At 64.9% G+C, this 26,783-nt stretch carries 23 protein-coding genes; 7 read left to right on the top strand and 16 right to left on the bottom strand.

Going from position 1 to position 26,783, the window contains the following annotated elements; translation table 11 throughout:
- Position 1: 1 nt before the first annotated feature.
- The 10 genes from IE071_RS08830 to IE071_RS08785 all read right to left on the bottom strand — a co-directional run bounded on the left by IE071_RS08830 (position 2) and on the right by IE071_RS08785 (position 9,521).
- Positions 2-1,213 (bottom strand): DegT/DnrJ/EryC1/StrS family aminotransferase, encoded by a 1,212-nt coding sequence (locus IE071_RS08830; RefSeq protein WP_189440712.1) that lies wholly within the window; start codon positions 1,211-1,213, stop codon positions 2-4.
- A gap of 20 nt (positions 1,214-1,233) precedes the next feature.
- A complete protein-coding gene (locus IE071_RS08825) occupies positions 1,234-1,629 on the bottom strand; it encodes a DMT family transporter (protein ID WP_189440711.1) in 396 nt (131 codons plus the stop codon).
- On the bottom strand, positions 1,626-2,006 hold the full coding sequence (locus IE071_RS08820) for an EamA family transporter (RefSeq protein WP_189440710.1): 381 nt from the start codon (positions 2,004-2,006) through the stop codon (positions 1,626-1,628). The genes IE071_RS08825 and IE071_RS08820 overlap by 4 nt, the downstream gene beginning before the upstream one ends.
- Complete coding sequence (locus IE071_RS08815) at positions 2,006-2,842, bottom strand: alpha/beta hydrolase (RefSeq protein WP_189440709.1); 837 nt, start codon at positions 2,840-2,842, stop codon at positions 2,006-2,008. The genes IE071_RS08820 and IE071_RS08815 overlap by 1 nt, the downstream gene beginning before the upstream one ends.
- Before the next feature lie 82 nt (positions 2,843-2,924).
- A complete protein-coding gene (locus IE071_RS08810; protein ID WP_229792810.1) occupies positions 2,925-3,911 on the bottom strand; it encodes an efflux RND transporter periplasmic adaptor subunit in 987 nt (328 codons plus the stop codon).
- Complete coding sequence (locus IE071_RS08805; RefSeq protein ID WP_189440708.1) at positions 3,908-4,633, bottom strand: ABC transporter ATP-binding protein; 726 nt, start codon at positions 4,631-4,633, stop codon at positions 3,908-3,910. The genes IE071_RS08810 and IE071_RS08805 overlap by 4 nt, the downstream gene beginning before the upstream one ends.
- A 32-nt stretch (positions 4,634-4,665) precedes the next feature.
- A complete protein-coding gene (locus IE071_RS08800; protein ID WP_189440707.1) occupies positions 4,666-5,796 on the bottom strand; it encodes an ABC transporter permease in 1,131 nt (376 codons plus the stop codon).
- Positions 5,796-7,241, bottom strand: coding sequence for a TolC family protein (locus tag IE071_RS08795; protein WP_229792809.1), 1,446 nt, complete (start codon positions 7,239-7,241; stop codon positions 5,796-5,798). The genes IE071_RS08800 and IE071_RS08795 overlap by 1 nt, the downstream gene beginning before the upstream one ends.
- A gap of 178 nt (positions 7,242-7,419) precedes the next feature.
- Positions 7,420-8,835: a sensor histidine kinase gene (locus IE071_RS08790; protein WP_189440706.1), complete on the bottom strand. Its 1,416-nt coding sequence runs from the start codon at positions 8,833-8,835 to the stop codon at positions 7,420-7,422.
- On the bottom strand, positions 8,832-9,521 hold the full coding sequence (locus IE071_RS08785; protein ID WP_189440966.1) for a response regulator: 690 nt from the start codon (positions 9,519-9,521) through the stop codon (positions 8,832-8,834). The genes IE071_RS08790 and IE071_RS08785 overlap by 4 nt, the downstream gene beginning before the upstream one ends.
- A 345-nt stretch (positions 9,522-9,866) precedes the next feature.
- On the opposite strand from IE071_RS08785, the gene IE071_RS08780 reads away from it, so the two are divergent.
- Entirely contained in the window at positions 9,867-12,080 is a 2,214-nt protein-coding gene (locus IE071_RS08780; protein WP_229792808.1) for a M1 family metallopeptidase, read from the top strand.
- Positions 12,081-12,124: 44 nt separating this feature from the next.
- Positions 12,125-13,000: a hypothetical protein gene (locus IE071_RS08775; protein WP_308427768.1), complete on the top strand. Its 876-nt coding sequence runs from the start codon at positions 12,125-12,127 to the stop codon at positions 12,998-13,000.
- A gap of 53 nt (positions 13,001-13,053) precedes the next feature.
- On the opposite strand, the gene IE071_RS08770 is transcribed toward IE071_RS08775, so the two are convergent.
- The 3 genes from IE071_RS08770 to IE071_RS08760 all read right to left on the bottom strand — a co-directional run bounded on the left by IE071_RS08770 (position 13,054) and on the right by IE071_RS08760 (position 14,537).
- Complete coding sequence (locus IE071_RS08770) at positions 13,054-13,593, bottom strand: GNAT family N-acetyltransferase (protein ID WP_189440703.1); 540 nt, start codon at positions 13,591-13,593, stop codon at positions 13,054-13,056.
- Between the two features lie 5 nt (positions 13,594-13,598).
- On the bottom strand, positions 13,599-14,072 hold the full coding sequence (locus IE071_RS08765; protein ID WP_189440702.1) for an SET domain-containing protein-lysine N-methyltransferase: 474 nt from the start codon (positions 14,070-14,072) through the stop codon (positions 13,599-13,601).
- A 102-nt stretch (positions 14,073-14,174) separates the two neighbouring features.
- Positions 14,175-14,537: a ComEA family DNA-binding protein gene (locus IE071_RS08760; protein ID WP_189440701.1), complete on the bottom strand. Its 363-nt coding sequence runs from the start codon at positions 14,535-14,537 to the stop codon at positions 14,175-14,177.
- 223 nt (positions 14,538-14,760) lie between these two features.
- Here IE071_RS08760 and IE071_RS08755 point away from each other — a divergent pair, with 223 nt between their 5' ends.
- The 5 genes from IE071_RS08755 to IE071_RS08735 all read left to right on the top strand — a co-directional run bounded on the left by IE071_RS08755 (position 14,761) and on the right by IE071_RS08735 (position 20,367).
- The gene (locus tag IE071_RS08755) at positions 14,761-16,185 is read left to right on the top strand and encodes a M20 family metallopeptidase (protein WP_189440700.1); all 1,425 of its coding nucleotides are present in this window, start codon (positions 14,761-14,763) and stop codon (positions 16,183-16,185) included.
- A gap of 14 nt (positions 16,186-16,199) precedes the next feature.
- Positions 16,200-16,937: a YggS family pyridoxal phosphate-dependent enzyme gene (locus IE071_RS08750; RefSeq protein WP_189440699.1), complete on the top strand. Its 738-nt coding sequence runs from the start codon at positions 16,200-16,202 to the stop codon at positions 16,935-16,937.
- A gap of 516 nt (positions 16,938-17,453) precedes the next feature.
- Positions 17,454-18,116 (top strand): C40 family peptidase, encoded by a 663-nt coding sequence (locus IE071_RS08745; RefSeq protein WP_189440965.1) that lies wholly within the window; start codon positions 17,454-17,456, stop codon positions 18,114-18,116.
- Between the two features lie 189 nt (positions 18,117-18,305).
- Positions 18,306-18,971, top strand: a complete 666-nt coding sequence (locus tag IE071_RS08740; protein WP_189440698.1) for a rhomboid family intramembrane serine protease — start codon at positions 18,306-18,308, stop codon at positions 18,969-18,971.
- 25 nt (positions 18,972-18,996) lie between these two features.
- Positions 18,997-20,367: an amino acid permease gene (locus IE071_RS08735; protein ID WP_189440697.1), complete on the top strand. Its 1,371-nt coding sequence runs from the start codon at positions 18,997-18,999 to the stop codon at positions 20,365-20,367.
- Between the two features lie 60 nt (positions 20,368-20,427).
- Here IE071_RS08735 and rapA read toward each other — a convergent pair whose 3' ends face one another.
- From rapA to IE071_RS08720, 3 genes are all read right to left on the bottom strand, one after another.
- Positions 20,428-23,268, bottom strand: a complete 2,841-nt coding sequence (gene rapA, locus IE071_RS08730; RefSeq protein WP_189440696.1) for an RNA polymerase-associated protein RapA — start codon at positions 23,266-23,268, stop codon at positions 20,428-20,430.
- 100 nt (positions 23,269-23,368) lie between these two features.
- On the bottom strand, positions 23,369-24,049 hold the full coding sequence (locus IE071_RS08725; protein ID WP_189440695.1) for a Fe2+-dependent dioxygenase: 681 nt from the start codon (positions 24,047-24,049) through the stop codon (positions 23,369-23,371).
- A gap of 53 nt (positions 24,050-24,102) precedes the next feature.
- The gene (locus tag IE071_RS08720) at positions 24,103-26,442 is read right to left on the bottom strand and encodes a catecholate siderophore receptor Fiu (protein ID WP_189440694.1); all 2,340 of its coding nucleotides are present in this window, start codon (positions 26,440-26,442) and stop codon (positions 24,103-24,105) included.
- Between the last annotated feature and the right edge of the window lie 341 nt (positions 26,443-26,783).

Here is a 26,783-nt window from a genome sequence, read left to right as displayed (position 1 = left end):
TTCAGGCCAGCACGGATTCCAGCGTGCGGCAGATCGTCTCGAAGTCGTCGTCAGTCACCCATGGACTGTTGCTGATGCTCAGGCTGCGTGCGGCGAAATCGCGCGCGTTCGGTACGTCCTGCGGTGGCACCACGCCGGCGAGATAGGCATAGTCGGGCAGGGCGTGGATGAACAGACGGCTGACGCCCAAGCCGGAGGACCACAGCTGCGCCAGCGCCGCATCGCGGCGCCGTTGATCGGGCAGCAGCAATAACAGAAACGGCCAAGTACCTTGTGCGCCGGCGGGATCATCGAGTGCCTCGATGCCGTCGATCCGGCGCAGCCGCGGCAGGCGGCGTTGTGCCTGCGCAGACAACTGATCGAGAAACGCCGGCAGGCGGGTGGCGGCATGCGTACCGACGACCTGACGCCAGCGCCCGACGCGGTGCAGCGGTATCGTCAACGGGAAGTCATCGCCTACCGCGGCAACCGGATCGCCACGACGCAAGGCATGCCGAAGCGGATTGCCATAGGCCAATCGCAGGCCGCGTGGCTGGTACAGCGCAGCGTAGCCGAGCAGTTCGATGCTGCGCTTCCATTCCCAACCGAGACTGTGCGGCACGATGCGCGCGGCGGTGCGTGCGAGCTGTTCCTGAAGTTTCGGATCGCGTGCCAGCAGCAGGCCGCCTTCGTAGATCGACAGTCCCTTGCCGGCGGCCAGGCTGAAAAAGCCGATGTCGCCAGCGAGGCCCACGCTGACGCCTTTGTCGCGCGCGCCCAGCGCCTGCGCCGCATCCTCGATCACATAGGCGCCGACGCTGCGCGCCACGGCAAGCGCATCGTCGGCATCGGCGACGCGGCCGGCCAGATGGGTGGGAATGATCGCCAGCGTGCGTTCGTCACAGGCGGCACGCAGTGCGGCCGGATCCATGTCGTAGTGACCGGCACGCAGGTCGCACAACTGCAGTTCGAGCCCGGCCTGCTGCACGGCGATCGCCACCAGCGGACAGGTGTAGGCGGGCACCACGACGCGACGCCGTTGCGGCTGCAGTTCATGCAGTGCCGTCAGAGCGATCAGCAGCGAGGCGGTGCCGGAGCATTCCAGTTGCAGTGGCGGCGTGCCCAGTTGCGCTGCGATGTCGTCGGCCAGGGTTGCCGCGCCCGGACGCAGGTCGGCCAGCCGCAGCGGCAAGCCGGCGGTCGGTGGCAGTTCATGAGGGCGGCGGGGCAGCATGCGCGCAGCTTAGCCGGTGCTCAGGCTTCGGCTGGCTCGGGCACGTGCTCGCGGCTTTCGGCCATGCCCAGGCAGACGATGCCGGCGATGATCGCGATCGCCCCGAGCACGCGTGCGGTGTTGAGGTGTTCGTCGAACAGCCAGATCGACAACAGCATCACCGACACCACTTCCAGATGCGAGGCGGCAAAGGCGGGGCCGATCGGCGCGTGCTTGAGCAGGGCCATCCAGGTGAAGAACGCGCCGACGTAACCGATCACCGCGCCGTAGACCCACGGCTGGCTGAATACGCTCAACACCCATTCGAGGCTGACTGCGAAGGGTATCGCGTGGTTGCCGGCGTATTTGAAACTGACCTGCGCGAGGGTGTCGAAACCCATCAGCAGCAGGAAGCCGATCAGATAGAAGCGCTTCATCCGCCGACTCCCACGATCACCACGCCGAGCGTTACCAGCAGGATGCCGGCAACGCGCAGCCGGGTCAGTTTCTCGCCGAACAGGAAGCGTCCGGCGACCATGATCGCGACGATGTTGATCGAACCCAGCAGCACGCCTTCGGACAGCGGGATCAGCGACAGGAACGCGATCCACACCAGGAATTCGATCACGTAGCTGGCGACGCCGAGCCACAGCCATGGTCGCGATGCCATGTGTTTCCAGCGCGCCAGGCCGTCGCCGGCGGTCTCGTCACCGGCCGCGGCCTTGAACGCCAGCTGGCCGCCGGTGTCGAGCACGATGTTGAGCAGCCACAGGCCCGCCACCAGCGGAGAGATGGAACCGGCCACCGACATCATCAGGCGGCGACGCGCTGCGTGCTGTTCGACGCGGCGATGTCGTCGAAGAATGCAGCCGAACGATCGATCAGGGTACGGCGTTCCTTGTCGATGGTGATCATGTGGTAGCTGTCCTTGAGCAGCAGCAGCTCGGCCGGCGCGCTGACTTCGCGCATCACCAGCTCGGCATTCTTCAGGCTGGCGACGTCGTCCTCGCTGGCATGCGCGACCAGGCACGGTGCGATCACCTGCGGCAACTGGCTGCGCACTTCGGCGGCGAGGCCATACATCTCGGCCAGCGAATACCACGGATTGCCGGGCAGACCGGCGGCGGCGCTGTCGCCGCTGAGCATCGCGCTGCTGACCTGCGCGCGCAGGCGCTCGTCACGGATGCCGTAGGGCGGTTGTTCCATGAAGCTGCGATTGCGGCCGATGCCGAGCTTCTTCAGCAGCGGCAGCATGAACGACAGTTTCGCCGCCCACGGAATGCTCCAGCCGTCATAGCGGAAGGTGGCGCCGTAGACGCCGACGCCGGCAACCTGCTGCGGCCGGTCCGCGGCCAGTTTCAGCGCCAGCAGCGCGCCCATCGACAGGCCGCCGACGAACAGGTGATCGACCTTGCCAAGCAGCTCGTCGGCCGCCTTTTCCACGCTGGCATACCAGTCGTGCCAGCCGGTGGCGAGCAGGTCCTCGGCATTGCCGCAATGGCCGGCCAGCTGCATGCCGTGCACGGTGAAGCCGGCACGGTTCAGGCCCTTGCCGAGCAGCCGCATTTCCATGGGTGTGCCGGTCAGGCCGTGGATCAGCAGTACGCCGCTGCGCCCGCCTTCGAAGAAAAAATCAGTTTGCTGGATCACGCGATAGCCCTGTGCGGTGAACTGCGGCGGTTCGCTGGCCGCGGTTCTTCATAGGGCATGAGGTTCGCAGAGTGCGGTTTCCTCAGCCTTTCGAGGCGGCAGGGGCTGGCGTCGAAGCGGCGCCAAAACGCACCATCACACGCTGGCCGATGCGCAAATTCTGCGGCTCGTCGAAGGCCAGCACGCATTCCACCGTGCGCGCGTTGGCGCGCACCTGCGGGTCGTTTTCCAGCGTGGCCGGGCCATACACCTGACCGATGCGCAGCACGTGCGCGCTCCAGTGAGCGTCGGCGCGACCGTTGTCGGCCACCACTTCGGCCGACATGCCCGGCTGGATCATCCTGACGAAACTGTCGTTGAGCTCAGCACGAACGATCCGTGGCTTTTGCGGCAGCAGGGTGAACATCGGACCGGATGTGGGCGATACGTTGGCGCCGGGTTGGGCCGATGCCTGCACCACTTCGGCGTCGAATGGGGCGAGCAGGCTGCGCTGCTTCAGCTCGTAGCGGGCCTCGTCCAGCTTCTGGCTGGCCATGCTCAGCGCCGCGTGGGCGCTCAGCTGTTCGGCCTCCAGTTGGGCGGCCGCTTCGCGCGCGTCGTCGGCACTCTGGCCGTCACCGGCGCCGGCGCTGGCTGCAGCGACCAGTCGCTCGGCACGCTGCTTCGCCGCGGCCTGTTTGACGGCGAGCAATTTCAGCTGCGCCTGTGCCTGTTCCAGTTGCGCCTGCGCGGCATCGACGGCCAGCGTGGCCGGTTGAATGTCCAGTTGGGCGAGCAACTGACCTTGCTTGACGTGGTCACCTTCATGCGCGGCGACCTTGGCAAGCGTGCCTTCGCGCGGCATCGACAGCGTCAGCAGGCCACCTTCGATGTCGACCTTGCCGCGTGCCACGGCGGCGTAGGTGGCAGCCGGTTGTGCGGCGGCGTTGGTCGGCGCATCGGTGGAGCGGGAGCAGGCAGCCAGCAGACAAGCCAGCGTCAGCGCCAGAGCGCCGCACTGAAGCAGTCGCATGCCGGGCAAGTGTCCTGGCGGATGGGTGGCGGGCGGCTTCATGACGGACAGCTTCATGACGGAATTTCCTTGTTGTCGATGAGCGACGCGTGGGGGCGCTGGTCGCTCAGAATGCGGCCATCTTCCATCGCCAGGACGCGGTCGGCGTGGACGACCAGGCGCGGATCGTGGCTGACGCAAAGCACCGTGGTGCCGTGGGTGCGCGCGATCCGGTGCAGGATGTCGATGATCATCTGGCCGTTGGCGGCGTCCAGCGCGCTGGTCGGTTCGTCGGCGAACAACAGCTCCGGCTCCTTGGCCAGTGCACGGGCGATCGCCACGCGCTGCTTCTCGCCACCGGACAATTCGGACGGCCGTAGCCGCATGCGATGGGCCAGGCCGACTTCTTCCAGCGAGCTGCGGGCGCGTCGGCGCGCTTCATCGCGTGACAGGCCCATGTGGTTCAGTGGCAACTCGACCTGCTCGAACGCGCTCAGCGCGGGGAACAGGTTGAAACCCTGGAACACGAAACCGGTGTGCTGCAGGCGGAAGCGCTCCAGCGCTCGCAGATCGAGCTGGCCGAGCTCACTGCCGAGTGCCTGCACGCGGCCGCTGTCGACCTTCTGCAGGCCGCTGAGTACGGCCAGCAAGGTGCTCTTGCCGCAGCCGGAAGGGCCCGAGATCAGGGTCAGTTCGCCGGCGTCGATGTTCAGCGTCAGACCATCCAGCACCTGCGTACGCTGATGGCCGGAAACGAATGCCTTGCAGATGCCATCGGCCTGCAGGGCAGGCGTACGCATGGGCTCGGTGGCAGTGACGGGATGTATCACGACTACCTCAGCAACGTGGCGGGATCGGCGCGACGCAGGGCGCGCATCGCGGCCAGCCCGGAGACGGCGGCGAGCCCCATCACCAGGATGATGCAGGCCAGTGCCGCCGGCAGGTTCAGCACCACGGGCACGTCCTGGCTGCGCGCCAGCATCATCAGCAGGATGCCGAGCGCGCTGGCGCCGAGCAGGCCCAGCGCACCGACCCAGAACGCCTGCTCCAGCACCACCTTGCGCAAGGCGCCTACGCCCACGCCGAGTGCATTGAGGGTGGCGTATTCGCGCACCGAGCCGTTGACCGCGGCGATCAGGGTCTGGCTGGTGATCACCGCGCCGACCAGAAACACGATGCCGGCGAGAAACAGCACGCCGGCGCCGGCACCGGTATCGAACAACCAGTAGCGCACCGAGATGCTGGCGAAATCACTGGCGCTCCAGGTCGTGTAAGGACCGAATGCGGTATCGCCGCGCAGACGCGCAGCTACGGCATCCGCCTGAGTCGGGTCGCGCAGTTTGGCGACCAGATAGGTCGGGCCGCTGTCAGTCGGATCGTCGTTCAGTTGTCGCGCGGTATCCAGCGAGCACAGCACGTTGACACCGCCGAGCGCGCGCAGGCCGCTGCTGATGCCGACCACGCGTACTTGATGACCATTGATGGTGGCGGTGTGACCGATGTCGACGCCGAGCTGGTCCAGCACCGAACGATCGACGACGACCGCGCCCGGTTCCGCCAATCGCGTACGCAGATCGGGCGCCAGCGCCTTGGAGAACATCAGGCCATCGGGGCGTGGATCGATGCCGGAAACAAACACCGAGACGCCACCGGTTTCGGTGGGACCGCGCCAGTCACCGTCGATCCAGATGTACGGCTCGACCCGCTGTACCGCCGGATCCATCAGCACGTGTGATTCCACGTCGGCATCGATCGTGCGACCCGAGCCCACGCTCTGGGTGCCTGGATAACCGATCCAGACATCGGCCGACGAGCCGGTGATGTAAAGGCTGGTGCTGCCGAAGATGCCCAGCACCAGCGCAATCTGCAGCAGTTGAAGCAGGCCGGCGAAACCCACCGCGAGCATCGCCGGCAGAAAACGCCGCCACTCGTAAATCAGGGTCTTGCGCGCGAGGGCCACCATCAGCGCTGCACCTGATCGGAGCGGGCTGCCGGTGGCGTGTCCACCTCGGCCGCCGTTGGCAGCGGCGCACCGCCGAGTGCCTTGAACAGGGCCACGTAGGCCAGGCTGTGCCCGGCACGGGCGTCGGCCAGTTCGAGCGCGGCCTGATCGGCGGCAATGCGGCTTTCGACACGTTCGAGCGGACTGCCCAGCTGCAGACTTACCCGGGTTTGCACGGACTGGTCGACGCGTTGCAGCGCCTGCCATGCAAGCAGACTGTGCTGTTCGCGCTGCTGCTGCTGTTGCACGCCGCCCAGTGCGGTTTCCACTTCGGTCACGCCCTGCAGCACGGCTTGCCGGTAAGCCAGCACGCTGGCCTTCAACTCGTGATCCTTGGCGTGCTTGGCGGCCAGTCGGATGCCCCAGTCGAACAGGGGAATATTGAGCTCCGGCCCCAGCGAGACGATCGAATTGGGGGTGGTGGCATATTTGCGGTTGTTGTCGATGTCGGTCGACCAATCGATCGAGCCGCCGAGGCCGATAGTGGGAAACATATCGGCATGAGCCAGCGCCAGCGCACCGGCGGCCTGAAGCACGTCCGCTTCGGCACGCGCAATCTCCGGGCGCGTGCGCACCAGATCGGCCGGTGTGCTGTCGAGCTTCCATGCGCCCAGCTCGGGCGGTGTGCCCGGTTGCAGCCATGCGGCATCGGGCTGGTTCTGGCCGAGCAACATGGCCAGTCGCTGGGCACTGGCCGTGACGGCCTGCCGGGGTGCCGCCAGGGCAGCGGTGGATTGCGCGAGTGCGGCTTGGGCCTGATCCACCGCACTGGATGCCACCAAGTGCAGATGCTGGCGCACCTGCTGCTGCTGCCATTCGTGCTCGCGACTCTGGTTGATCCGCGACAGCAGCTGCTCCTGCTGCTGCGCGGTGCGCAACTCGATCCATTCGCGCACGACTTCGGCGACCAGCGAAACCCGCGCGATGCGCAGATCGGCGATGCCTGCATCCAGCGCGCCTCGCGCCTCGCGGCGGGTGCCTTCGGCCCGGCCGAACAGACCCAATTCCCAGTTGGCATCGAAGCCGACCAGCAGGTAGGAGGCATTTGCGCTCGGTTCGACTACATCGTTGGTGCTTGCGCGCAGCGACGGCAGGTAGTGTGCCTGGGCAGTACTGTGCAGCGCGCGCACGGCACGCAGTCGTTCGACGGCCTGTGCCACATCGAGATTGTTGGCCAGCGCACGGTCGACCACGGTGTCGAGTTCGGGGTCGGCGAAGGCGTGCCACCAGCCATGCAGGTCGCTCGGCTTGGCCGGATCAGAGGCGATCGCATGCTGCCATTGCGCAGGTACCGAGGGTGCCAGCTTGGGCAGCGGTGCGGCGCAAGCAGCCAACCCGCACAACATGGCGCCAAGCAGGCATGTGCGCAGCGGGTTGGGAGTTGGCTTGCTCAGTCGAAGTGGCACGGTGTGCAATTTTCCATGGTGATGCTTCGACGTCGGTATCCGCCGGTTCTCGGTGGCGGTTCCCACACGTCATTATCGCAGCCGGATCTTTGCTTATTCTGAGGGCATCAGGCGGGATCGCAAAGCCGGGCTGGTCGAGCGTACAGGCAGAGTGCAGCAAAGCCTGTGTCGGCGGCGTTCATCCCGGACCGGTTGCAGGCGAGATTGCCGGCGGAAAGCGCACTTCCACGCTCAAGCCATGTTCCTCGCCGAGCCGATAGATCACCTCGGCGTGATGCCGCTCGGCAATCCGCTGGACGATCGCCAGCCCCAGCCCGCTGCCTTCCTCGCCGCTGTCGGCGGCGCGGAAAAACCGCTCGCGCAGCCGTGGCAGCAGTTCGGGTGGCACACCGGGGCCGTTGTCCTCGACGCTGAGGACCGCGCCCCCATCGGCATGCGCCTGCAGGTTGACGGTGACCGTGCTGCCGCGGCCGGCGTAGCGCATGGCGTTGTCGATCAGGTTGTCGAGCAGGTCCAGCACGCTGGCCGCGTCGCCATCGATGTACAACGGTTGCCTGAGTCCTTCGTAGCCCAGGTCGACCCCGGCGCGGATCGCCTCATGGATGCGCTGCGCTACCGCTTCGGGAATCATCCGACCCAGATCGAGCGGGCCGCGCTCCACGTTGTCCAGTGGTGCTGCTTGCGCCCGGGTCAGCGCCAGCAGTTGCGAAGATGTGCGCGCGGCGCGTTGGGTCAGGCGCTGGATATGGGCGAGCGCATCGGTCACCGTTTCCGGCCGCGGGTCGGCCAAGGCGCGATCGACATGCAGGCTCAGTCCGGTCAGCGGCGTGCGCAGCTGATGTGCGGCATCGGCGATGAAACGGTCATGCAGGGCCAGCATGCTGCGCAGGCGACCGAACAGCGCGTCGATGGTGCGCGTCAACGGCTGGATTTCCTGTGGCACGTCGGGACCGTCGATCGGGGTCAGTTCATGCGAGCGGGCCGCCAGTCGGGCCGTCAACGGATCGAGTACACGCAGGCCGCGACTGACCCCGAACCAGACCAGTGACAGCAGACTGAGGATCAGCAAGGTCTGCATCAAGGTCGCCAGCAACAGGATTTCCCGCGCCTGCACGTGTCGATCGCGCAGGGTTTCGGCGACGGTGATGACCAGACTGTCGCCCGGATCGTGGCGCGCTGCGATGTGGATCGATGCCGCACGCAAGCTGTGCTTGTCGAGTTGGGTGTCATACAGCGTCGGTACGGCGCCGAGAGCCGGCGTGTATCCCAGTTGCGGCAGCTGCCCGTTGCCGCCCAACAGGCCGCGTCGGGCGCTGGTGATGCTGAAGTAACTGCGGCCATCCGGATCGTATTCGAGCAGGAACCGCGCCTGCGGCGTCAGCTGGCTGCCGAGCTGATCGTTGCCGAGCATCTTCGCCAGGGTCACCGCGTCGTCGCTGAGGTCGCGGTCGTGCACCCGATTGGCATAGGTCAGCGCCACGCCATAGGTCAGCAACGCGTCCAGCAGCAGCAGGGCAGCCATCGGAATCACCAGGAAAACCAGCAGACGGCGGCGCAGGCTGGGGCGCTGGCGGCGTGTGTGCGGCAGGCTCATTCGGGATCGCTCGTGGATTCCGCCATTTCTTCCAACAGATAGCCGAGGCCGCGGATCGTGCGCACACCGGTGCCGCTGCCATGCAGCTTGCGGCGCAGGCGGTGGATCGCGATGTCCAGGCCGTTGTCGGTCAACTCCTGATCCCAGTCGCACAGTGCCTCGATCAACTGGGCGCGGCTGGTGACACGGTCGGCCCGCAGTGCGAGTGCTTCCAGCAGGCTGAATTCGCGCGCGGTCAGCTCCAGTGGCGACCGATCGATCCACGCGCGGTGCCCGGGCAGATCCAGCCGCAACCGACCCAGCTCCAGCTCCGGCTTGCCCTGGCTGCTGGCCCGGCGCAGCAGTGCACGCACCCGCGCCTCGAACTCGGTCAGTGCGAACGGCTTCACCAGATAATCGTCGGCGCCCAGATCCAACACGCGGATACGCTCGGGCAATCCGTCGCGGGCGGTCACCACCAGCACTGGCATGACTGTGCCGCGACTGCGCAGGCGGCGCAGTACTTCGCTGCCGTCGAGCGAGGGCAGGCCAAGGTCCAGCACCAGCAGGTCGTAGTCGTGATCGCGCAGAGCCGCGTCAGCCAGATTGCCGCTGGCTACGTGGTCCACCGCGTGACCGCCTTGCCGCAGCGACGCACAGATGCCGTCAGCGATGGAAGGGTCGTCTTCGGCCAGCAAGATGCGCATCATGAATTCCGGGCTTCGCGTGAATGTGGTTGTCGCTGCAAGCCGACAACGGCTTCTGGCCGGGATGGATTCTAGTGGGTGGCGTGATGAGTGCAGTCAGCGTAGTCGGAATCTCCGAGCCCTGCGCATCTCCAGACCGCTCACGCGCGTCGCAGTTCCCGCGCTGCGGCACTGTGCGATGTGTCATGAGCGGGCTTTGGCATGAGCTGTCGATACGTACCCGTCCTGGGCTGGCATGACCTCTGGCCTATGCTGCATGCACCGGTTGCGTGCACTCTGCGTGGATTGCCCGGGGGAGTAGCAAGCATGCGGCCAGTTGTACGCAAGTGGGGATACCTGTGTGCCATGACCTTGTCGGTTGCGGTCTGTCCGTTGACGGCGATGGCGCAGCTGGCCGTCGCGACCAGCGCTGCCGGCATGCCGTCCAGTACGGCACTGGCGCCAGCCAGCGCGAGTACGGCGATGCTCCCCGACATTCCGTTTGCCGCCGCCAGCGCGGCCGCGCCGCAGATGCCCAGCGCCGCGGATGCCTGGGGTGGCGAGCGCACTGGCAACCAGGCGACCTTGTCCGATCGTGTGGTGAGCTACCAGATCAACGCCGAGCTGGATGCCGCGAAGCATGCGGTGACCGGCAAGGAGCGCATGACCTGGCGCAACCGCAGCGATCGCGCGGTCAGTCGCGTCTATTTCCATCTGTACCTCAACGGCTTCCAGAACGAAGGCAGCACCTGGTTCACCGAGCGCAAGGTGCTGACTGCGCATGGTCGTTCGCGCGGCGCGGCCGCGTTGAAGAAGGGCGAATGGGGCTGGATCGACCTGCAGCAGGTCAAGCAGGGTGATGCTGCACTGAAGTGGACCTTCGTGCAGCCCGACGGCGGCCCAGCCACCGACCAGACCGTGGTGCGCATCGATCTGGCCGAGCCGGTCGCAGCGGGCGCGACCTTGACGTTGGATATCGATTTTCTCAGCCAGTTGCCGCGGGTGGTCGAGCGCACCGGCTGGTTCGGCGACTTCAACCTGGTCGGTCAGTGGTTTCCGAAGATCGGCGTGCTGGAGCTGGCCGGCGAGCGCGGCGCGACCGCACCGCGCTGGAACGTGCACGAGTTCCATTTCAACAGCGAGTTCTATGCCGACTTCGGCCTGTACGACGTGAACCTGACCGTGCCCAGCGACTACACGGTCGGCGCCGTCGGCGAGCAGCAGGGTGAGCCGCAGACGGCGAACGGCAAGACTACCTATCACTACGTGCAGGGTGACGTGCACGACTTCGCCTGGGTCGCGGCGAAGGGCTACAAGGTGCTGGACGGCAGCTGGCAGGGGCCGGGCAGTCCGAAGGTGGCGTTGAAGGTGCTGTATCCGCCCGAGTACGTCGGTAGCGCACAGACCCAGTTGAAGGCGAGCATCGATTCGCTGAGCTATTTCTCCGACACGCTGGGCGCGTATCCGTACCGCACACTCACCGTGGTGGTGCCGCCGTACAACGCCAGCGAGGCGGGCGGCATGGAATATCCGACGTTCTACACCACCGATGGCTTCACCAAGGTGGAACCGGGCACGGGCAGCCAGTACAGCTCCGACTTCGTCACTATCCATGAATTCGGCCACGGGTACTTCTACGGCATTCTCGCCTCGAACGAATTCGAGGAGCCGATGCTCGATGAGGGTCTCAATGAATACTGGGACCAGCGCATGCTGCGCGAGCGCGGGCAGAACCTCGATTTAACCACGCCGATGCTGCGCCGGCTGGGATTTGCGCCGTCGTTCACCGGTTTCGCGATAGAGCGCCTGGCTTCGGGCCTGAAGCAGCCGTTTGATCCGCTCGGCGAGAATTCATGGGATCGTTTTTCCAGCAGCAGTTACGGCACCGTGTATTCGCGGACCGCCACTGCGATGCACGATCTGGAAGAGCGCTTGGGCAAAGAGGTCACCGAGCGCGCCTTCCACGAGTACTACAAACGCTGGCGCTTCCGTCATCCGTCCGCGGCTGACCTGCGCGCCACATTGATCGATGTCTCGGGCAACGCGAAGGCGGTCAACGAGATCTTCGACCAGTATGTGTATGGCACCGCGCACATTGATGACCGCGTTGCCAGCATCGACAGCATTGAAGTGCTGCCGCAGGTCGGTAGCGTGTTGAAGGACGGCAAGCGTGCCGAACTCGACAGCGGTGAACTCGACAAGCAGATCGACAAGCAGCGCGAAGATTGGGCCAAGGCCCATCCGAAAGCGAAGCCGGGCAGTGGGCCATTTCCGTGGAGCAGCACGGTGACCGTGTCACGCGATGGCGCCCAGGTGCCGCAGCTGCTGCGGGTGAAATTTGCCGACGGCAGCAGCGAGGACGTGAAGTGGAATGACGATCGGCGCTGGGCCCGCTTCGACTTCACCCGGCCGTCCAAGGTGGTCTTGGCCACCCTCGATCCGGAACAGAAGATCTATCTGGATGCGAACAAGCTCAACGACAGTCTGACCACCAAGGCCGACGGCTCCGCTTCGCGTCGCTGGAGCGCGGATGTCGCCTCTTTGCTGCAAGCTTTCTACGCCTTGGTGGGGTCACTCTGATGATCAGTAAACATGCTTCCCGTCGAGTGAATCTTGGTGCAGCCATGCGCGCGCCGCTGGTAGCCATGCAATGGCGACTGCTGCTGCTGTGGGTGCTGTTTCTGCTGTTGCCGACGGCCGTGGTCAGCCTGCCGCTGTGGCGCGCGCTGAGCGGCCTGCTCGACCACTCGGTGCATGCGCAAGCGTGGGCTGCACAGTTCAGCCCGTTGATGTTCGGCGACACCGTGTCGGCACTGAGCGACAGCACCGGTTGGTTCAATGGCGTGGCGCTGCTTGGTCTGCTGATTACCGTGCTGTTGTCGCCATTTCTCAACGGCATGGTGATCGGCAGCGGGCGTGCCGGGCGTGTGCTGGGTTTCAGCCATCTGCTTCAGTGCGGCATCGTCGAATATGGCCGCATGTTCCGCCTGATGCTGTGGTCGATCCTGCCGTATGCCGCGATGGCGGCGCTGATCGGTTTCGCGTTCCACGCGGTGGATGGGATCGACAGCAAGGCGGTGTTGGAGTCGCAGGTGGACAGCGCATCGCATATCGCCATGGGGATAGCCGCGCTGCTGTTCGTGCTGGCACAGGCGATCGTGGAATCGGGGCGGGCCGCGTTCATCGCCGACAGCGGTTTGCGTTCGGCCACGCGCGCCTTCGGTCGCGGCTTCATGCAGCTGCTGCGCCGACCGTTCAGCACCTTGCTGTGCTACCTGCTGATCAGCCTGGTTGGTTACGCGATCGCTTTGGCACTCGGTGTGGGCCGTATGCATACCACGGCGATTGGCGTGGGCGGCTTGATACTGGCCGTGCTGCTGGCGCAACTGGTAGTGCTGGTGCTCGGCTGGGTTCGTGTGGCCCGGTTGTTTGCACTGGCTGAAGTAGCGCGTTCGCTGTCGTCCGCGCGTCGTGGCGGCGGGCTGCCGCAGGCCCTGTGATGATGCCATCCCTGCCGGCGCAAGCCGGCAGCATGTGTGCCTAGCTCGTACGTCTAGCCGTAGGCGCGGCGGTGCTCGCGGTGCGGCGGGTAGTAGGCGAACACGTGGCTGTGGCTGCCGTAGAAATCCATGTCGTCGATATGCTCGCCACCGAGGCGCTCGGCCACCCGGTCGGAGGCCTCGTTGCCGATCCGCACCAGGCTGATCACCCGCGGTGCCTGCAACTGGCTCCAGGCGAACTCGAGCACGGCATTGCCCGCTTCGGTGGCGTAGCCCTGGTGGCGATGTTCCGGCTTGAGCATCCAGCCCATTTCCAGGTCGGGCCAGCCATCGGGGTACATCAGACCGGCGCGGCCGATGAACTCGCCGGTTGACTTCAGTTCCAGCGCCCACATGCCACAGCCGCGCAATTGCCAGTGGCCCAGCAACATCGCCAGCGAGCGCCAGGCGTTGGTGCGATCCAACGGCTGGCCGTCGCCGATCCAGCGCGTGCTTTCCGGATCGGCCAGCATGGTGGCGTAGTCGTTGAAGTGCTTTTCGGTCAGCGCAGTCAGGCGCAGGCGCGCCGTTTCAAGAGTTGGAATATCAAACATCACATTCAGCGGTGAGTGGCAGCCAGCAGTTCGGCCAGTGCATGAGTGCTGCTGGCGAGACTTTCCTGCCAGGACAAGCCGGTGATTATCTCACCTGTGACCGAATCGACAAAATCCTCGGCCTGATCCGGCGGCAGCAGGTGCCGATAGTCCACCGTGATCTCGGTGCCGGGCGGCAGCTCGGTCAGCGCAAACACGAAGCCCAGATGCCACAGCCCGTTTGGCGTGAAGCTGTGGTTGATGTAGCACTCGTCCGGCCAATCGGGCGACAGTGTGTAGCGGTCCTCGAACCAGCGCGCACTGGCATGGAACTGCGCACTGAGCTCGGGCGACGCGGTGATGTCCGCGTGTCGAAAAGTCTGCTCGATGCCGTCCGGCGCGGTAATGATGCGTCCCGCCGCCACGGTTTCATCGAGAAACAAACCCTTGCCGGCGCCATGGATGGCGGAATCGGCAATGTGGTAACGCGGCAGGATCATGGCGGTGAGGCGATCAGGAAGGGCGCGCGAGTGTAGCGCAAGCGGCGCGACCCGCCATGGATCGCGCCGCCAGGCTCCTGTCCGTGGGAGGATCCTCCAGGCTCATTCGGCAGCAGCGGCGTCCTCGACAGCGGCCCTTTTGCTCCGACTCCGGCTCTTGGCAGGCTTCTCCACCTTGCTGGCGGCGTTGGCCGTGGTGTCGGTGAGCAGGATGGCGGCGCGATTACGCTCCAGCGTCGCCGGGCCGATGCCCTTGACCTGGGCCAGATCGTCGGCACTCTTGAACGGTCCGTGGGCATCGCGCCAGGCGACGATTGCCTCTGCCTTGGACTGGCCGATGCCGTCGAGCGAACTGGCGATAGTGGCCGCATCGGCCTTGTTGACGTTGACGGGGGTGGCGGCAAACGTCAGGCCGGGCAGGGCAAGGGTCAGCGCAAAGGCGAGTGCGACAAGCTTGTTGAACATGGGCCTTTCTCCTTGGGTGGTAATAGGTTGAGCGGTAAACAGGCGAAGCAGCGAGATACCGCGACTGCACTGTGCGTGGCCATGGCGAAGCGCGCAGTCGGATAGGCCGTCATGGCGGCGTGCGTGATGCGCGTCGGCGCCTGTGAGGACTTCCTGAGGTTGTGTCAGTGCCGACAGGACGCGCTGCTACAATGTGAAATTGACCGCCTGCCGGAGTTTGACCATGGATACTGCCCGCCTTTCCCGCTTTGTCAGTGGCCTGTGGGATGACGAAATCGTGCCGCAGTTGGTCGAGTACATCCGTATTCCGAACAAGTCGCCGATGTTCGACGCGAAGTGGGTCGAACATGGCTACATGGACGCCGCGGTCAAGCTGATGGAGACTTGGGCACGCTCCAAGTTGGCGGCTTTGCCGGGCGCCACGCTGGAAGTGGTGCGGCTGGAAGGTCGCACGCCGCTCATCTATATCGACGTGCCGGGCCAGGGCGACGACACCGTGATGCTGTACGGCCACTTGGACAAGCAGCCGGAGATGACTGGCTGGGCCGAGGGCCTCGGTCCGTGGACGCCAGTGATCAAGGGTGACAAGTTGTACGGTCGCGGCGGCGCGGACGATGGTTATGCGATCTTCGGCTCGCTGGCCGCGTTGCTGGCGCTGCACGAACAGGGCATCCCGCACGCGCGCTGCGTGGTGATGATCGAGGCCTGCGAGGAATCGGGCAGCTACGACCTTCCTTATTATGTCGACCATCTGGCTGCGCGCATCGGCAGCCCGTCGCTGGTGGTGTGTCTGGATTCCGGCTGCGGCAATTACGACCAGCTGTGGCTGACCACCTCGCTGCGCGGCATGACCGGCGGCAACCTCACCGTGCAGGTGCTGGAAGAGGGCGTGCATTCGGGCGACGCTTCCGGCGTGGTGCCGTCGAGCTTCCGCATCCTGCGCGAGCTGCTGTCGCGGCTGGAGGATCCAGTCACTGGCCAGATCAAGCCGAAGGAACTGTACGTCGAGATCCCGGTGCAGCGGGTCGAACAGGCCAAGCTCTCGGCCGAAGTGCTGGGCGACGATATCTACGACAAATTTCCGTGGGTCGATGGCATGCAGCCAGTCACCCACGATCTGGCCGAACTGGTGCTCAACCGGACCTGGCGCCCGCAGTTGGCGGTGACCGGCATCGGCGGCATGCCGCCGCTGGACAGCGCCGGCAACGTGTTGCGCCCGCAGACCTCGGTGAAGCTGAGCCTGCGCGTGCCGCCGACGCTGAATGGCGCCAAGGCCGGCGAATTCCTCAAGCAATTGCTGGAAAAAGATCCGCCGTACGGCGCCAAGGTCACTTTTGCGCTGGAGAAGGACGGCAGCGGCTGGAACGCGCCGCAGCTGTCGCCGTGGCTGGAGCAGGCGGTCGCCGATGCCTCGCAGCATTACTTCGGCGCGCCGACGACCTATATGGGTGAGGGCGGCAGCATTCCGTTCATGGGCATGCTGGGCGAAAAATTCCCCAAGGCGCAGTTCCTGATCACCGGTGTGCTCGGCCCGCATTCCAACGCGCATGGCCCGAACGAGTTCCTGCACATCCCCACTGGCAAGAAAGTCAGCATGGTGGTGGCCGAGGTGGTGGCGCGACATCACGAACAGAGCAGCAAGGCCTGACCCATGGTCGGTGCATGAGCACGGACACCGCCGAGCTGGCCGCCAACTGGGCGCAAATCCGCCGGCGCGTCGATGATGCCTGCCACGAAGCCGGGCGCGATCCGGCATCGGTGAACATCCTGCCGGTCAGCAAGACCTTCGGCCCGGAGCTGATTCGGGCGGCGGTCGGACTGGGTCTGCGCCGCTTCGGCGAGAACAAGGTGCAGGAGATCCGCGACAAGGCGGAGCCGCTGGCCGACTGCGGCATCGACTGGGTGATGATCGGCCACCTGCAGACCAACAAGGCCAGGGACGTGGCACGGCTGGCCAGCGAAGTGCAGTCGCTGGACCGGCTGGAGCTGGCCGAGGCACTGGATCGGCGTTTGCAGCAGGAAGGTCGTGCGATCGACGTGCTGGTGCAAGTGAAGACCTCGCACGAGCCCAGCAAATACGGGCTGCCCCCTGAACAGTTGCCCACCTTCCTCGACAGCTTGCGCCGCTATGACACGTTGCGGACACGCGGTTTGATGACCCTGGCGACCCATTCCAGCGAGCCAGCCGAGGTGCGCGGCTGTTTCCGCATGCTGCGTGATCTGCGTGATCGGGCAGTCATGCAAGGTCATGATTTGCCGAGGCTTTCCATGGGCATGAGTGGCGACTTCCCGCTCGCTATCGCCGAAGGGGCCAGCGAGCTGAGGATTGGCACCGCGATCTTCGGTAACCGGGCCTATCCGGACTCTCATTACTGGCCCGAAGCAACTAACGAGTCCTGAAATTACCTGGGCAAGTCGTAGTTGTTTCGTGAAATTATATTTATAATCAATAGCTTGAATTGAAGTGTGCGCCCCGTCATCGTTTTTGAAAACGACGGGGTTCAATTAACCTCAATCCAACATCCACACGCCATCTTCTTGTTAACTTCACTCCTTAGTCACGTCGTCAGCTTGTGCAGGCGGCCAATCCTGTGAATCGCAAGGGATTTCCCCCGCATGCCAATCAACCGATTGACCGCCTTTTCCGTGCTCGCTGCAGCTTTGTTCGTGATGGCACCCGTACAGGCAACGACCAGCAAGACCCACGGCAAGTCGGCCCCGGCGAAACATGCGCAGCATGTGAAACCCGCCCACGGCAAAGTGGCTCACCACAAGTCGACCCAGACCAAGCACGGCAAGCTCGCAGCGGCGACGCACAGGTCCACTCACGCCAAGTCTCACTCCAAGTCGACGGCAGCCGTCGCCAGCGTTGCTGAAACCACCGCAGCCTCGACGGACGACGTAGCCACCGTCGAGATGCCGACGTCCGGTTCGTTGCAGGCCAACTCCGTCGCGCTCGACGGCTTCCAGGCCGCCGCCAGCGTCACGCCGCAACTGCTGAACCAGCTGCCGATCTTCAATCCGGTGCCGACGTTGAGCCAGTCCATCGTTCCCGCCAATGCCCAAGCCCTGCTGGGTGGCGGCAGTGACGTGGCGGCGAATGGTGACACCGCCAAGGCCCAGATTGATGCTGACGAGCCGGCGACGGCCGTTGACGGTACCGAAAGCGCCACCGATCTGCGCAAGGCGCTGATCGCGTTGGCGATGAAAATGCGCGATATCCGTTACGTGCGCGGTGGTCATGATCCGTCCACCGGCTTCGATTGCAGCGGCTTCGTCCGTTATGTGTTTGCCCATGCGACCGGCATCCAGTTGCCGAACAACTCGGCCTCGCAATTCGTGGCGGGCCTCAAGGTCAATCGGGCCGACATGAAGCCGGGTGATCTGGTGTTCTTCCGCACCCATGGCAAGCGAAACATTTCGCACGTGGGCATCTATATTTCGAATGGCCGCTTCATCCATTCGCCCAGCGCCGGCAAGTCGGTGGAAATTTCCAGCCTCAGCGAGAGCTACTGGGCCAAGCGTTTCGCCGGTGCCAAGCGTCCCGAGGCGATCGCACAGGTGGCGCACAACGGTTGATCCGGTTGTTGTCATCGCCATGCATCAAAAAGCCGCCGCGAGGCGGCTTTTTCGTGTGCTGCGGCAGCGTCCTGGTGCAGTCGGCGGATGAACGATTGGGCGCCGTCCAGGTCAGCGTAGCCATGCCGCAGTTGCGTTGATGCCGGCGCTGCACCCATCCTGCCCCACCGAGCTCCCGGAAATCATCTGATGCCTCTTGATCTGCCTCCCGTCACACGCAATCTGCTGATCGCCAATGTCCTGGTGTTCCTGCTGCAACTGCTGCTGCACGATCAGACAAGCCTGGCGTTGACCCAGCATTTCGCGCTATGGCCGCTTGGTCCGGATGTCACTGGCGAGACGCCCGACGGCAACGTCGTCACGGCCGGTTTCCGCATCTGGCAGCTGGTCACCTACGCCTTCATGCATGGCGGATTCACCCACATCCTGTTCAACATGTTCGGCCTGTACATGTTTGGCGGGACGATCGAACGCACCTTCGGCGCGCGCCATTTCCTCATCTACTACTTCGTCTGCGCGATCGTGGCGGCGATTGCCCAGCTGATCGTGGTGCAATGGTTCACCCACGGCTTCTATCCCACGATCGGTGCATCGGGTGCGCTCTTCGGCATACTGCTGGCGTTCGGCATGCTGTATCCGCAGGAAAAGATGATGCTGATCTTCCTGCCGGTGCCGATGCCGGCGTGGTTGTTCGTGACCGGTTATGCCGTGGTCGAGCTGGTACAGGGTGTTACCGGCACTCAGGCCGGTATCGCGCATTTCGCTCATCTCGGTGGCATGCTGGGCGGCATCGTGATGATCCAGTACTGGCGCGGACGGCTGCCGATCAAACCGAAACGGCGCCTGTTGCGCTGACTCTTTACTTCCACCGGTATCCCGTATGACCCAACACCTGCAGCGCAACCTCAACCCGCGCCATATCACCTTCATGGCGCTAGGCATGTGCATCGGCGCGGGCCTGTTTCTCGGCTCGGCCAGCACGATCAAGCTGGCTGGGCCGTCGGTGCTGTTCGCCTATCTGTTCGGCGGCGCGATGATCTTCATCATCATGCGCGCGCTGGGCGAGATGGCCGTGCACGACCCGGTGGCCGGTTCGTTCAGCACCTATGCGCATCGCTACCTCGGCCCGTTCGCCGGTTATCTCACCGGCTGGAACTACTGGATCCTGATGATGGGTGTGGGCATTGCCGAGAGTACGGCGGTGGGCATCTACATGAAGGCGTGGTTTCCCGACTGGCCGCAATGGATATGGGCGTTCGGCAGCGTGGCGATGATCGGTGGCCTGAACCTGCTGGCGGTGAAGGTGTACGGCGAGATGGAATTCTGGTTTGCGCTGATCAAGGTGCTGACGGTGGTGCTGATGATCGCCGGCGGCGCCGCGATCATCTGGCTGGGCTGGGGCAACGGCGGCCGTCCGCTGGGCGTGTCGAACCTGTGGTCGCACGGTGGCTGGTTCCCGAACGGGGTGACCGGCATGGTGCTGGCGTTGCCGGTGCTGGTGTTCTCCTTCGGCGGCATCGAGACGATCGGCATGGCAGCGGCCGAGGCGGCACAGCCCGAGCGCACGATCCCACGCGCGGTCAACTCGGTGATCTGGCGCATCCTGATTTTCTACGTGGGCGCGCTGTTCGTGATCATGGCGATCTATCCGTGGAACGAACTGGGTACGCAGGGCAGCCCATTCGTCAGCACGTTCGCCAAGTTGGGCATTCCCAAGGCGGCGGGGCTGATCAACTTCGTGGTGATCACCGCGGCGCTGTCCAGCTTCAACTCCACCACGTTCAGCGGCAGCCGCATGCTGCACAGCCTGTCGATCAAGGGGCAAGCGCCGCTGGCCATGCAGCGTCTGAGCCGGCAGGGCGTGCCGGTGCGCGGCGTGCTGGTGACGCTGGTGTTCCTGATGGTGGGCGTGCTGCTGAACTACCTGGTGCCGGGGCGCATCTTCGGCATGATGATGTCGATCCTAGCGTTCAACACAGTGTGGACCTGGGGCATGGTGCTGGTGGCGCATTGGCGCTTCCGTCGACAGCTGCCTGCGCCGTTACCGTTCCGGTTGCGCTGCTTTCCGTTGAGCAGCGTGGTGTGCCTGGCCTTCCTCGCCTTCGTGCTGGTGATGCTCGGCTACAGTCCGGATACCCGCGTGGCGCTGTACGTGGGCGTGGTATGGATCGCGTTGCTGACGGTGGCGTACAAGGTTTTCGGCGTGGATCGCAACATGCTCGAGGCCGAGCCCAGTACAGCCACGGTATAGCCGCTGCCGCCACGGCGGCAGTTCAGTGCGTCGATGGCGGCACCATGTACGGATCGTGGATCAGCGCAGCGCGAGGAAGTCCGCGCTGACTACGAAGCGCACCGCATCTAGCCGCAGACGGGATTGTGGCAACGCAGCCAGTAGCTGGGTGCGTTCGTCAGCCACGGCGGTGATTTCCGTTTCGCTGATCGACGGGTTCACCGCGCGCAGCGCAAGCAGGCGCGACAGTTCCGCATCCAGCGTCTCAGTAGCGAGGTTCAGTGCCTCATCGATGCTGGTCTGTCCGCGCGTGGTGGCGAGGACTTCGGCGCGCTCCAGCATCGGTGGCACCAGCTTGCCGAGGAACTTGCGATAACGCACCACTTCGATATTGCGGTCGCCGGCCTTGCGCAGGGCGACCTCGCTGGGCGCGAAATCGGCACGCTCGGCCAATCGAGTATCGACGGTGACCACGATCGGCAGGGTCGGCAGGAAGCGCTCGGCATCCAGTCGGCGGTCGGCCACACACTCGAGCACATAGACCGCTTGCAGCAAGGCGGTACGCGGTGGCAGCACATCGTCGACCATGAAGGCCGCGTTGCCTTGTTCGCCCGACAGTGCCAGATCCATCGCGCCGGCGACCAGCGGGTGATCCAGCCGCAGCAGCGGCAGCTCTTCGCGCGACAAGGCCACCTCGCGCGCGAACGTCACCGACTGCGGACCCTCGGCAAAGCCGGGCAGGGCATCGGTGGACAGGTATTGCGGATCGAGCAGCAGCACCTGGCCGCCGAGCTCCTCGGCGTGGATGCCGAACGCTTCCAGCAGGCGCTGCACGAACGCATCGCGGCCCGGATCGAAATCCTCGCGCGCAAACGCCTGCTGCAGTTCGTCGGCGTGCAGGTCGCGGCTGGCCGCCAGTTCCAGCAGATGATCGCGACCGCCGCGGATCAACTCTGCCATCTGCTCGTGACTGGCGGCGGTCTCGGCCAGCAGCACGTCGAGTTCCTGGTCGCGGTTGTCGTCGCCGCGCGCGTGTTCGTCGGCCAGCCGGGCCAGCGGCTCGCCATAACGGCGCAGCAGTTCGCGGCCGTCGGCCGGACTCATGCGGAACGCATTGACGCCTTCGTCGTACCAGCGCGCCAGCACATGCTGCGCGCTGTCGGCGACGGCCAGGATGTGGATGTTGATGTCGTGCTTCTGGCCGATCCGGTCGAGTCGGCCGATGCGCTGTTCGAGCAAATCCGGATCCAGTGGCAGATCCCACAGGATCAAGCGGTGCGCGAACTGGAAGTTGCGACCCTCCGAGCCGATCTCCGAGCACAGCAACAGGCGCGCGCCATCGGGCTGGGCGAAGTACGCGGCATTGCGGTCGCGCTGCACGATGCCGAGGCCTTCGTGGAAACGCGCCACGCCGACGCCGCTGCGCGTGCGCAGCACGTCTTCCAGCGCCAGCACCTTGGCCTGGCTGCGGCAGATCAGCAGGAACTTGTCCTGCGGGTGTTTATCGAGCAGGGCGATCAGGGTGTCGATGCGCGGATCGGCGCTGTAGTCGACTTCGATCAAGGCCGGCGGTTGCTGGATATCGGCATGGAATTCGGCCAGCAGCGACTGGCGGGTGTTCTCCTCCAGCGTGTCGGCATCCAGCAGATGCCATTCGGGCAGGCGCTTGGGAAAGCCGCCAACGCCGGCGCGGTTGTTGCGGAACATTGCGCGGCCGGTGCCGTGGCGGTCGATCAGTGCGGCGAGCAGTTCGCGCGCGTTGGCCGGCTTGGTCGATTCGGCCAGTTGCGCGGTGAGTGCCGCGTCGCCGTGGAAGGCCTCGGCGAGCGTGGCACGCTGGGCATCGTCGAGCGCCTTGCCGTCGAGCAACTGGTCGGCAATCTTCGACAGCCCCTGATAGGTATCGGCCTCGGCCAGATAGCCGTCCAGGTCGTGATAACGCTGTGGATCGAGCAGGCGCAGACGGGCGAAGTGGCCACTGCGGCCGAGCTGTTCCGGGGTGGCGGTGAGCAGGATCACGCCGGGAATCGCGGCAGCCAGTCGTTCCACCATCGTGTAGCGCGGGCTGGCGGCCTCCGGCGACCAGGCCAGATGGTGCGCCTCATCGACCACCAGTAGATCCCACGGCGCATCCAGCAATTGCTGCGCGTGTTTCGGCGAATTTTCGAGAAAGCCGAAGTCGGCGATCACCAGCTGCTCGTCCTCGAACGGATTGCTGTCGTCGCCGGACTGCTCCAGCGCCTCGCAGCGCTCCTCGTCGTAGATCGCGAAGCTGAGATTGAAGCGGCGCAGCAGTTCGACGAACCACTGGTATACCAACGTATCGGGCAGCAGCAGCAGCACACGCGAAGCGCGGCCGGTGGCGAGCTGGCGCGCGATGATCATGCCCGCCTCGATGGTCTTGCCGAGGCCGACTTCATCGGCCAGCAGCACTCGCGGCGGTCGACGCGCGGAAGCAATGCCCGCCACGCGCAGCTGGTGCGGCACCAACCCGATTCGCGCGGCACCGAGGCCCCACATCGGCGAACGGCGTGCTTCGGCACGCCGCTTGAGACCTTCCAGGCGCAGCTCGAACTGTGCGACCGCATCGGTGCGGCCGCCGATCAGGCGATCGTCAGCCTGGCTCACGCTCTGCTCGTCGTCGAGCTGGCCTTCTTCCAGTTCACGGCCTTCGCCGCGGTAGATCAGCAACTCGTCGCGAATTTCGACACGCTCGACCAGAAACGCGATGCCCTTGCCGGCCACGCGCTGGCCGGCGCGGAACTCGGCGCGCAGCAGCGGCGCGGAGTCCATCGCGTAGGGGCGCAGCACCCCGGCCTTGGCGAACAGCACCTGCACTCCGCGCCCTTCGACGCGCAATACGGTGCCGAGGCCGAGCTCGGGTTCGGCAGAGGAGATCCAGCGTTGACCAGGTACGAACATTATTCAGCCGCGTTGCATCAAGGGCCGACGATTATCCGCCCCGCGACGCGTGGTGGGAACAGCTGATGATGCAATCAGCCGCTGCGGACGTCGTTGCTGCTCAGGTTTCCGCCCACTGGCGCAGCAGGTTGTGATAGATGCCGGTCAGCTGCAGCAGCGCGTCGGCATCGGCGCCGGATTGGGTCAGGGTCTGGATCGAGGTGTCCAGCTCGAACAGCAGGCGGCGTCGGCTGTCGTCGCGGATCAGGCTTTGCACCCAGAAGAACGCCGCCAGCCTGGCGCCGCGCGTGACCGGCTGTACCCGGTGCAGGCTGCTGGAGGGATAGACGATCAGGTCGCCGGCCGACAATTTCACCTCGTGCTCGCCGTAGGTGTCGCTGACGATCAACTCGCCGCCGTCGTAATCGCCCGGTTCGCTGAGGAACAGCGTGCAGGAGATGTCGCTGCGCAGCTGGCCGGCGTCGACGGGAAGCGCCATCACTGCACCATCGACATGGAAACCGTAATGACCGCCACCCTCGTAGCGGTTGAAGCGCGGCGGCAGCGTGCGCAGCGGCAGTGTCGCCGCGTGATAGAGCGGGTGTTTCGCCAGCGCCGACGACACAATTTGGCCCAGATGCTGTCGCAACGGCGATGCGTCCGGCAACTGCTGGTTGCGTTTCACTTGTGCGCCCTGCGCGCCGACAGTTTCGCGACCGTCGGTCCAATCGGCGCCGTCAAGCGCGGCACGCACCTGAATGACCTGTTCGCGGCTGAGGACGTCGGGGATGTGCAGCAGCATGGCGGGTTCCTGAGTGGCCCTTCTCCGGAAGGAGAAGGGCTGCAACGCAAACGTCAGAAGCGGAAGTTGGCGGTGAGCATGGCCGAACGCGGCGCGCCCGGGGTGTAACGGTAACCGCTCTTGTTGATCGCCGCGACGTAGCTCTTGTCGAACAGGTTGTACAGGTTCAATTGCAGGTCGAAGTGTTTGTTGACCGCGTAGCTGGCCATCGCGTCGAACACCCAATACGCCTCGGTGAACGCTGGCGTGCCGATCGCGCCGTCGGTGCCGCGCTTCATCTCGCCCGAATAGCGGGCGCCGCCACCGATCGTCAGGTCGAACGGCAGGCGCCAGGTGGTCCATGCTGTAAACGCGCTCTTGGGCGTATAGGCCAGATCGCTGGAACCGTCCTGGGAGACATTCGGACCATTCGCCACGTTGGCGTTCATCGTGGTGTAGCCGGCGCTCACCGCCCAGGTGTCGGTGAGCTTGCCGACCGCGCTCAGCTCGATGCCTTGCACGCGCTTTTTGCCGACCTGGTAATACTGCAGATCGACCGGATCCTGCACCACGTCATTGCTGACGACGGTGCGATAAAGCGCCCCGGTCAGCAGTAGTCGCTCGCCGAGCAGATCCCACTTGGTGCCGACTTCGGTGGTGCGGGCCTTTTGCGGGGCGAAGATCGGGTTGTCGGCGCTGTTGGCGGCCGAACTGAGCGACAGGCTGCTGCCACCCGGTGGTTGCGCGGACACGGCAAAGTTGGCGTAGATGCTGCCGTTGGCGACTGGCTTGTAGAGCACGCCGAGCTTGTAGTTGAACAGGTTGTCGGACTGGCTGGTGTTGACGCCAGACACCGGGCTGCCGGTCGGCAGGCTGCCGCAGGCCGGGGCGGTCTTGGACGTGCCGCAGGTCACCACGCTGGTGAAGTCGGTGGTGTAGTTGTCCAGCCGCACGCCGGCATTGACCTGCCAGTGCTCGCCGAACTTCAAGGTGTCGAACAGATAGGCTGCCGCGGTATCGGTCTTGCCTGCGCTGTAGGTTCCGTTCGGGCCGTAGGCGGGGTTTGCCACGTTCGGATTGGGGTCGTACAGATTCGCAGCCGGCCACAACGCGCCAAGTGGGGTGGTGGCCATGCCGATGGTGGTCAGCTTCTCCTGGGTCAGCTCGATGCCGGCACTCAGGTTGTGGGTGATCGCGCCGGTATCGAAGTTGACCGTCAGATTGGTCTGGTTGGTCAGGATGCGGTTGGTCTGATCCTTGAACGTTGGGTTGCTGCGCGCGAGCGTCCAGGTGGATGGGTCGTTGATGTTCGGCGTCAGCAGGTTGGCCGCGCTGGCCATGAACGAGGTGAGCAGGTAATCCTCGTGCGTGCGTCCCCAGCGCAGGGTGTTGTGTAGCGCCACGTCGGGCGAGAAGTCATGCTCGATGCGCGCGGTGAACATGTCGGCGTTGACGTGGTCGTGGTCGGCGTCGGTGCCGTAGAAGTTGCTGGAATCGACCATCGGCGCGCTGCCGATCTGCGGGCGCGCCGGATCCGGGCTGCTGTAGCCGGGCAGGCCGATGGTGGGCACGCCACCGTCAGGTAGGTTGTTCTGCTTGACGTGCAGGTAATCGAGATACACACGGGTTGCCGTGCCGAGGCCGAACGCCAGCGACGGCGCCACGCCCCAGCGGTTGTTCTCGACCTTGTCGCGGCCTGGTACGCCGCTGTCCTGGCCCATCACGTTGAGGCGGAAGGCGGCGTTGCTGCCGATGCGCTGGTTCCAGTCCGCGGTGCTGCGCTTGTGATCGCCACTGCCGTAGGAAACCGAGGCCGCGATGCTGTCACGCAGGTTCGGCTGCTTGCTGACCATGTTGATCGAGCCGGTCGGCGCGGTGCGCCCGTTGTCGGTGCTGGCCGGGCCCTTGGTCACTTCGATCTGTTCGATGTTGAACACGTCGCGCGAGATCGAGCCGAGGTCGCGCACGCCGTCGACGAAGATGCTGTTCGACGTATCGAAGCCGCGCATGGTGATCGCATCGCCAGTCGATGTCGTGCCGTTCTCGCCAGCGTAGAACGTCCCCACGCCGGGGCTGTTGCGCAGCGCCTCGGTCAGCGTGGTGGCGCCTTGCTGCTGGATCAGCTCCTTGCTGATCACGCTGATGGTCTGCGTGGTGTCAAGCAGCGGCTGGGTGAATTTCGGTGAGGACAGCTGATCGACGCGATAGTCGTTGGTGGTGGCTTCCACTTTCACACCCGGCAGGTTCTTCGCGTTGGTGACCTGGGCATCAGTGAACGACGCAGGTGTGTCCGTGGCAGTCGCCGGAAAGGCCAGTGCCAGGCCAGTGAGCAGAGTGGCTGCGGTCACCATACCGGACGTCGAAGCGGACTTGCGATGGATAGTCGGGTGCTTGCGGCTGTTGATGAAGGCCATGAAGGGTCCAGTAATGAATGGGTGCTGCGTGTCGACAGGGCCTGGCGGGTCTGGCGAATGCGGGAATGTCGCAGTGGCTGGATGCAGGATTTCGGGCCAGCCGAAAACACGCACAGCGGGTAGCTGTGTGGGCATCGGTGTGCTGCCGTGGCAGGGATCTGAATTCGTGAAACGTGCCGGTGCCTATCGCTGCGCGAATGGACCAGGGCATGTGCATACGATATTTTTAATGAGAATGATTTGCAATACCTAAATATTGCTGGTGCGTGCCTGCGAGGCAAAACCATCGAACGCTGGTGATACGGCGCCAACAAAAAGGCCCCGCATTTGCATGCGGGGCC

It is taken from the genome of Rhodanobacter panaciterrae (genome assembly GCF_014651895.1).
Lineage (GTDB): Bacteria > Pseudomonadota > Gammaproteobacteria > Xanthomonadales > Rhodanobacteraceae > Rhodanobacter > Rhodanobacter panaciterrae.
This window is presented reverse-complemented; position numbering and strand designations above follow the sequence as displayed.

Bases quoted from the DNA above. Each gene is read 5' to 3' on its own strand.
- IE071_RS08830 (WP_189440712.1), bottom strand. From the start codon at position 1,213: ATGCTGCCCCGCCGCCCTCATGAACTGCCACCGACCGCCGGCTTGCCG.
- IE071_RS08825 (WP_189440711.1), bottom strand. From the start codon at position 1,629: ATGAAGCGCTTCTATCTGATCGGCTTCCTGCTGCTGATGGGTTTCGAC.
- IE071_RS08820 (WP_189440710.1), bottom strand. From the start codon at position 2,006: ATGATGTCGGTGGCCGGTTCCATCTCTCCGCTGGTGGCGGGCCTGTGG.
- IE071_RS08810 (WP_229792810.1), bottom strand. From the start codon at position 3,911: ATGAAGCTGTCCGTCATGAAGCCGCCCGCCACCCATCCGCCAGGACAC.
- IE071_RS08805 (WP_189440708.1), bottom strand. From the start codon at position 4,633: ATGCGTACGCCTGCCCTGCAGGCCGATGGCATCTGCAAGGCATTCGTT.
- IE071_RS08800 (WP_189440707.1), bottom strand. From the start codon at position 5,796: ATGGTGGCCCTCGCGCGCAAGACCCTGATTTACGAGTGGCGGCGTTTT.
- IE071_RS08790 (WP_189440706.1), bottom strand. From the start codon at position 8,835: ATGAGCCTGCCGCACACACGCCGCCAGCGCCCCAGCCTGCGCCGCCGT.
- IE071_RS08785 (WP_189440966.1), bottom strand. From the start codon at position 9,521: ATGCGCATCTTGCTGGCCGAAGACGACCCTTCCATCGCTGACGGCATC.
- IE071_RS08780 (WP_229792808.1), top strand. From the start codon at position 9,867: ATGACCTTGTCGGTTGCGGTCTGTCCGTTGACGGCGATGGCGCAGCTG.
- IE071_RS08775 (WP_308427768.1), top strand. From the start codon at position 12,125: ATGCGCGCGCCGCTGGTAGCCATGCAATGGCGACTGCTGCTGCTGTGG.
- IE071_RS08770 (WP_189440703.1), bottom strand. From the start codon at position 13,593: ATGTTTGATATTCCAACTCTTGAAACGGCGCGCCTGCGCCTGACTGCG.
- IE071_RS08765 (WP_189440702.1), bottom strand. From the start codon at position 14,072: ATGATCCTGCCGCGTTACCACATTGCCGATTCCGCCATCCATGGCGCC.
- IE071_RS08760 (WP_189440701.1), bottom strand. From the start codon at position 14,537: ATGTTCAACAAGCTTGTCGCACTCGCCTTTGCGCTGACCCTTGCCCTG.
- IE071_RS08755 (WP_189440700.1), top strand. From the start codon at position 14,761: ATGGATACTGCCCGCCTTTCCCGCTTTGTCAGTGGCCTGTGGGATGAC.
- IE071_RS08750 (WP_189440699.1), top strand. From the start codon at position 16,200: ATGAGCACGGACACCGCCGAGCTGGCCGCCAACTGGGCGCAAATCCGC.
- IE071_RS08745 (WP_189440965.1), top strand. From the start codon at position 17,454: ATGCCGACGTCCGGTTCGTTGCAGGCCAACTCCGTCGCGCTCGACGGC.
- IE071_RS08740 (WP_189440698.1), top strand. From the start codon at position 18,306: ATGCCTCTTGATCTGCCTCCCGTCACACGCAATCTGCTGATCGCCAAT.
- IE071_RS08735 (WP_189440697.1), top strand. From the start codon at position 18,997: ATGACCCAACACCTGCAGCGCAACCTCAACCCGCGCCATATCACCTTC.
- rapA (WP_189440696.1), bottom strand. From the start codon at position 23,268: ATGTTCGTACCTGGTCAACGCTGGATCTCCTCTGCCGAACCCGAGCTC.
- IE071_RS08725 (WP_189440695.1), bottom strand. From the start codon at position 24,049: ATGCTGCTGCACATCCCCGACGTCCTCAGCCGCGAACAGGTCATTCAG.
- IE071_RS08720 (WP_189440694.1), bottom strand. From the start codon at position 26,442: ATGGCCTTCATCAACAGCCGCAAGCACCCGACTATCCATCGCAAGTCC.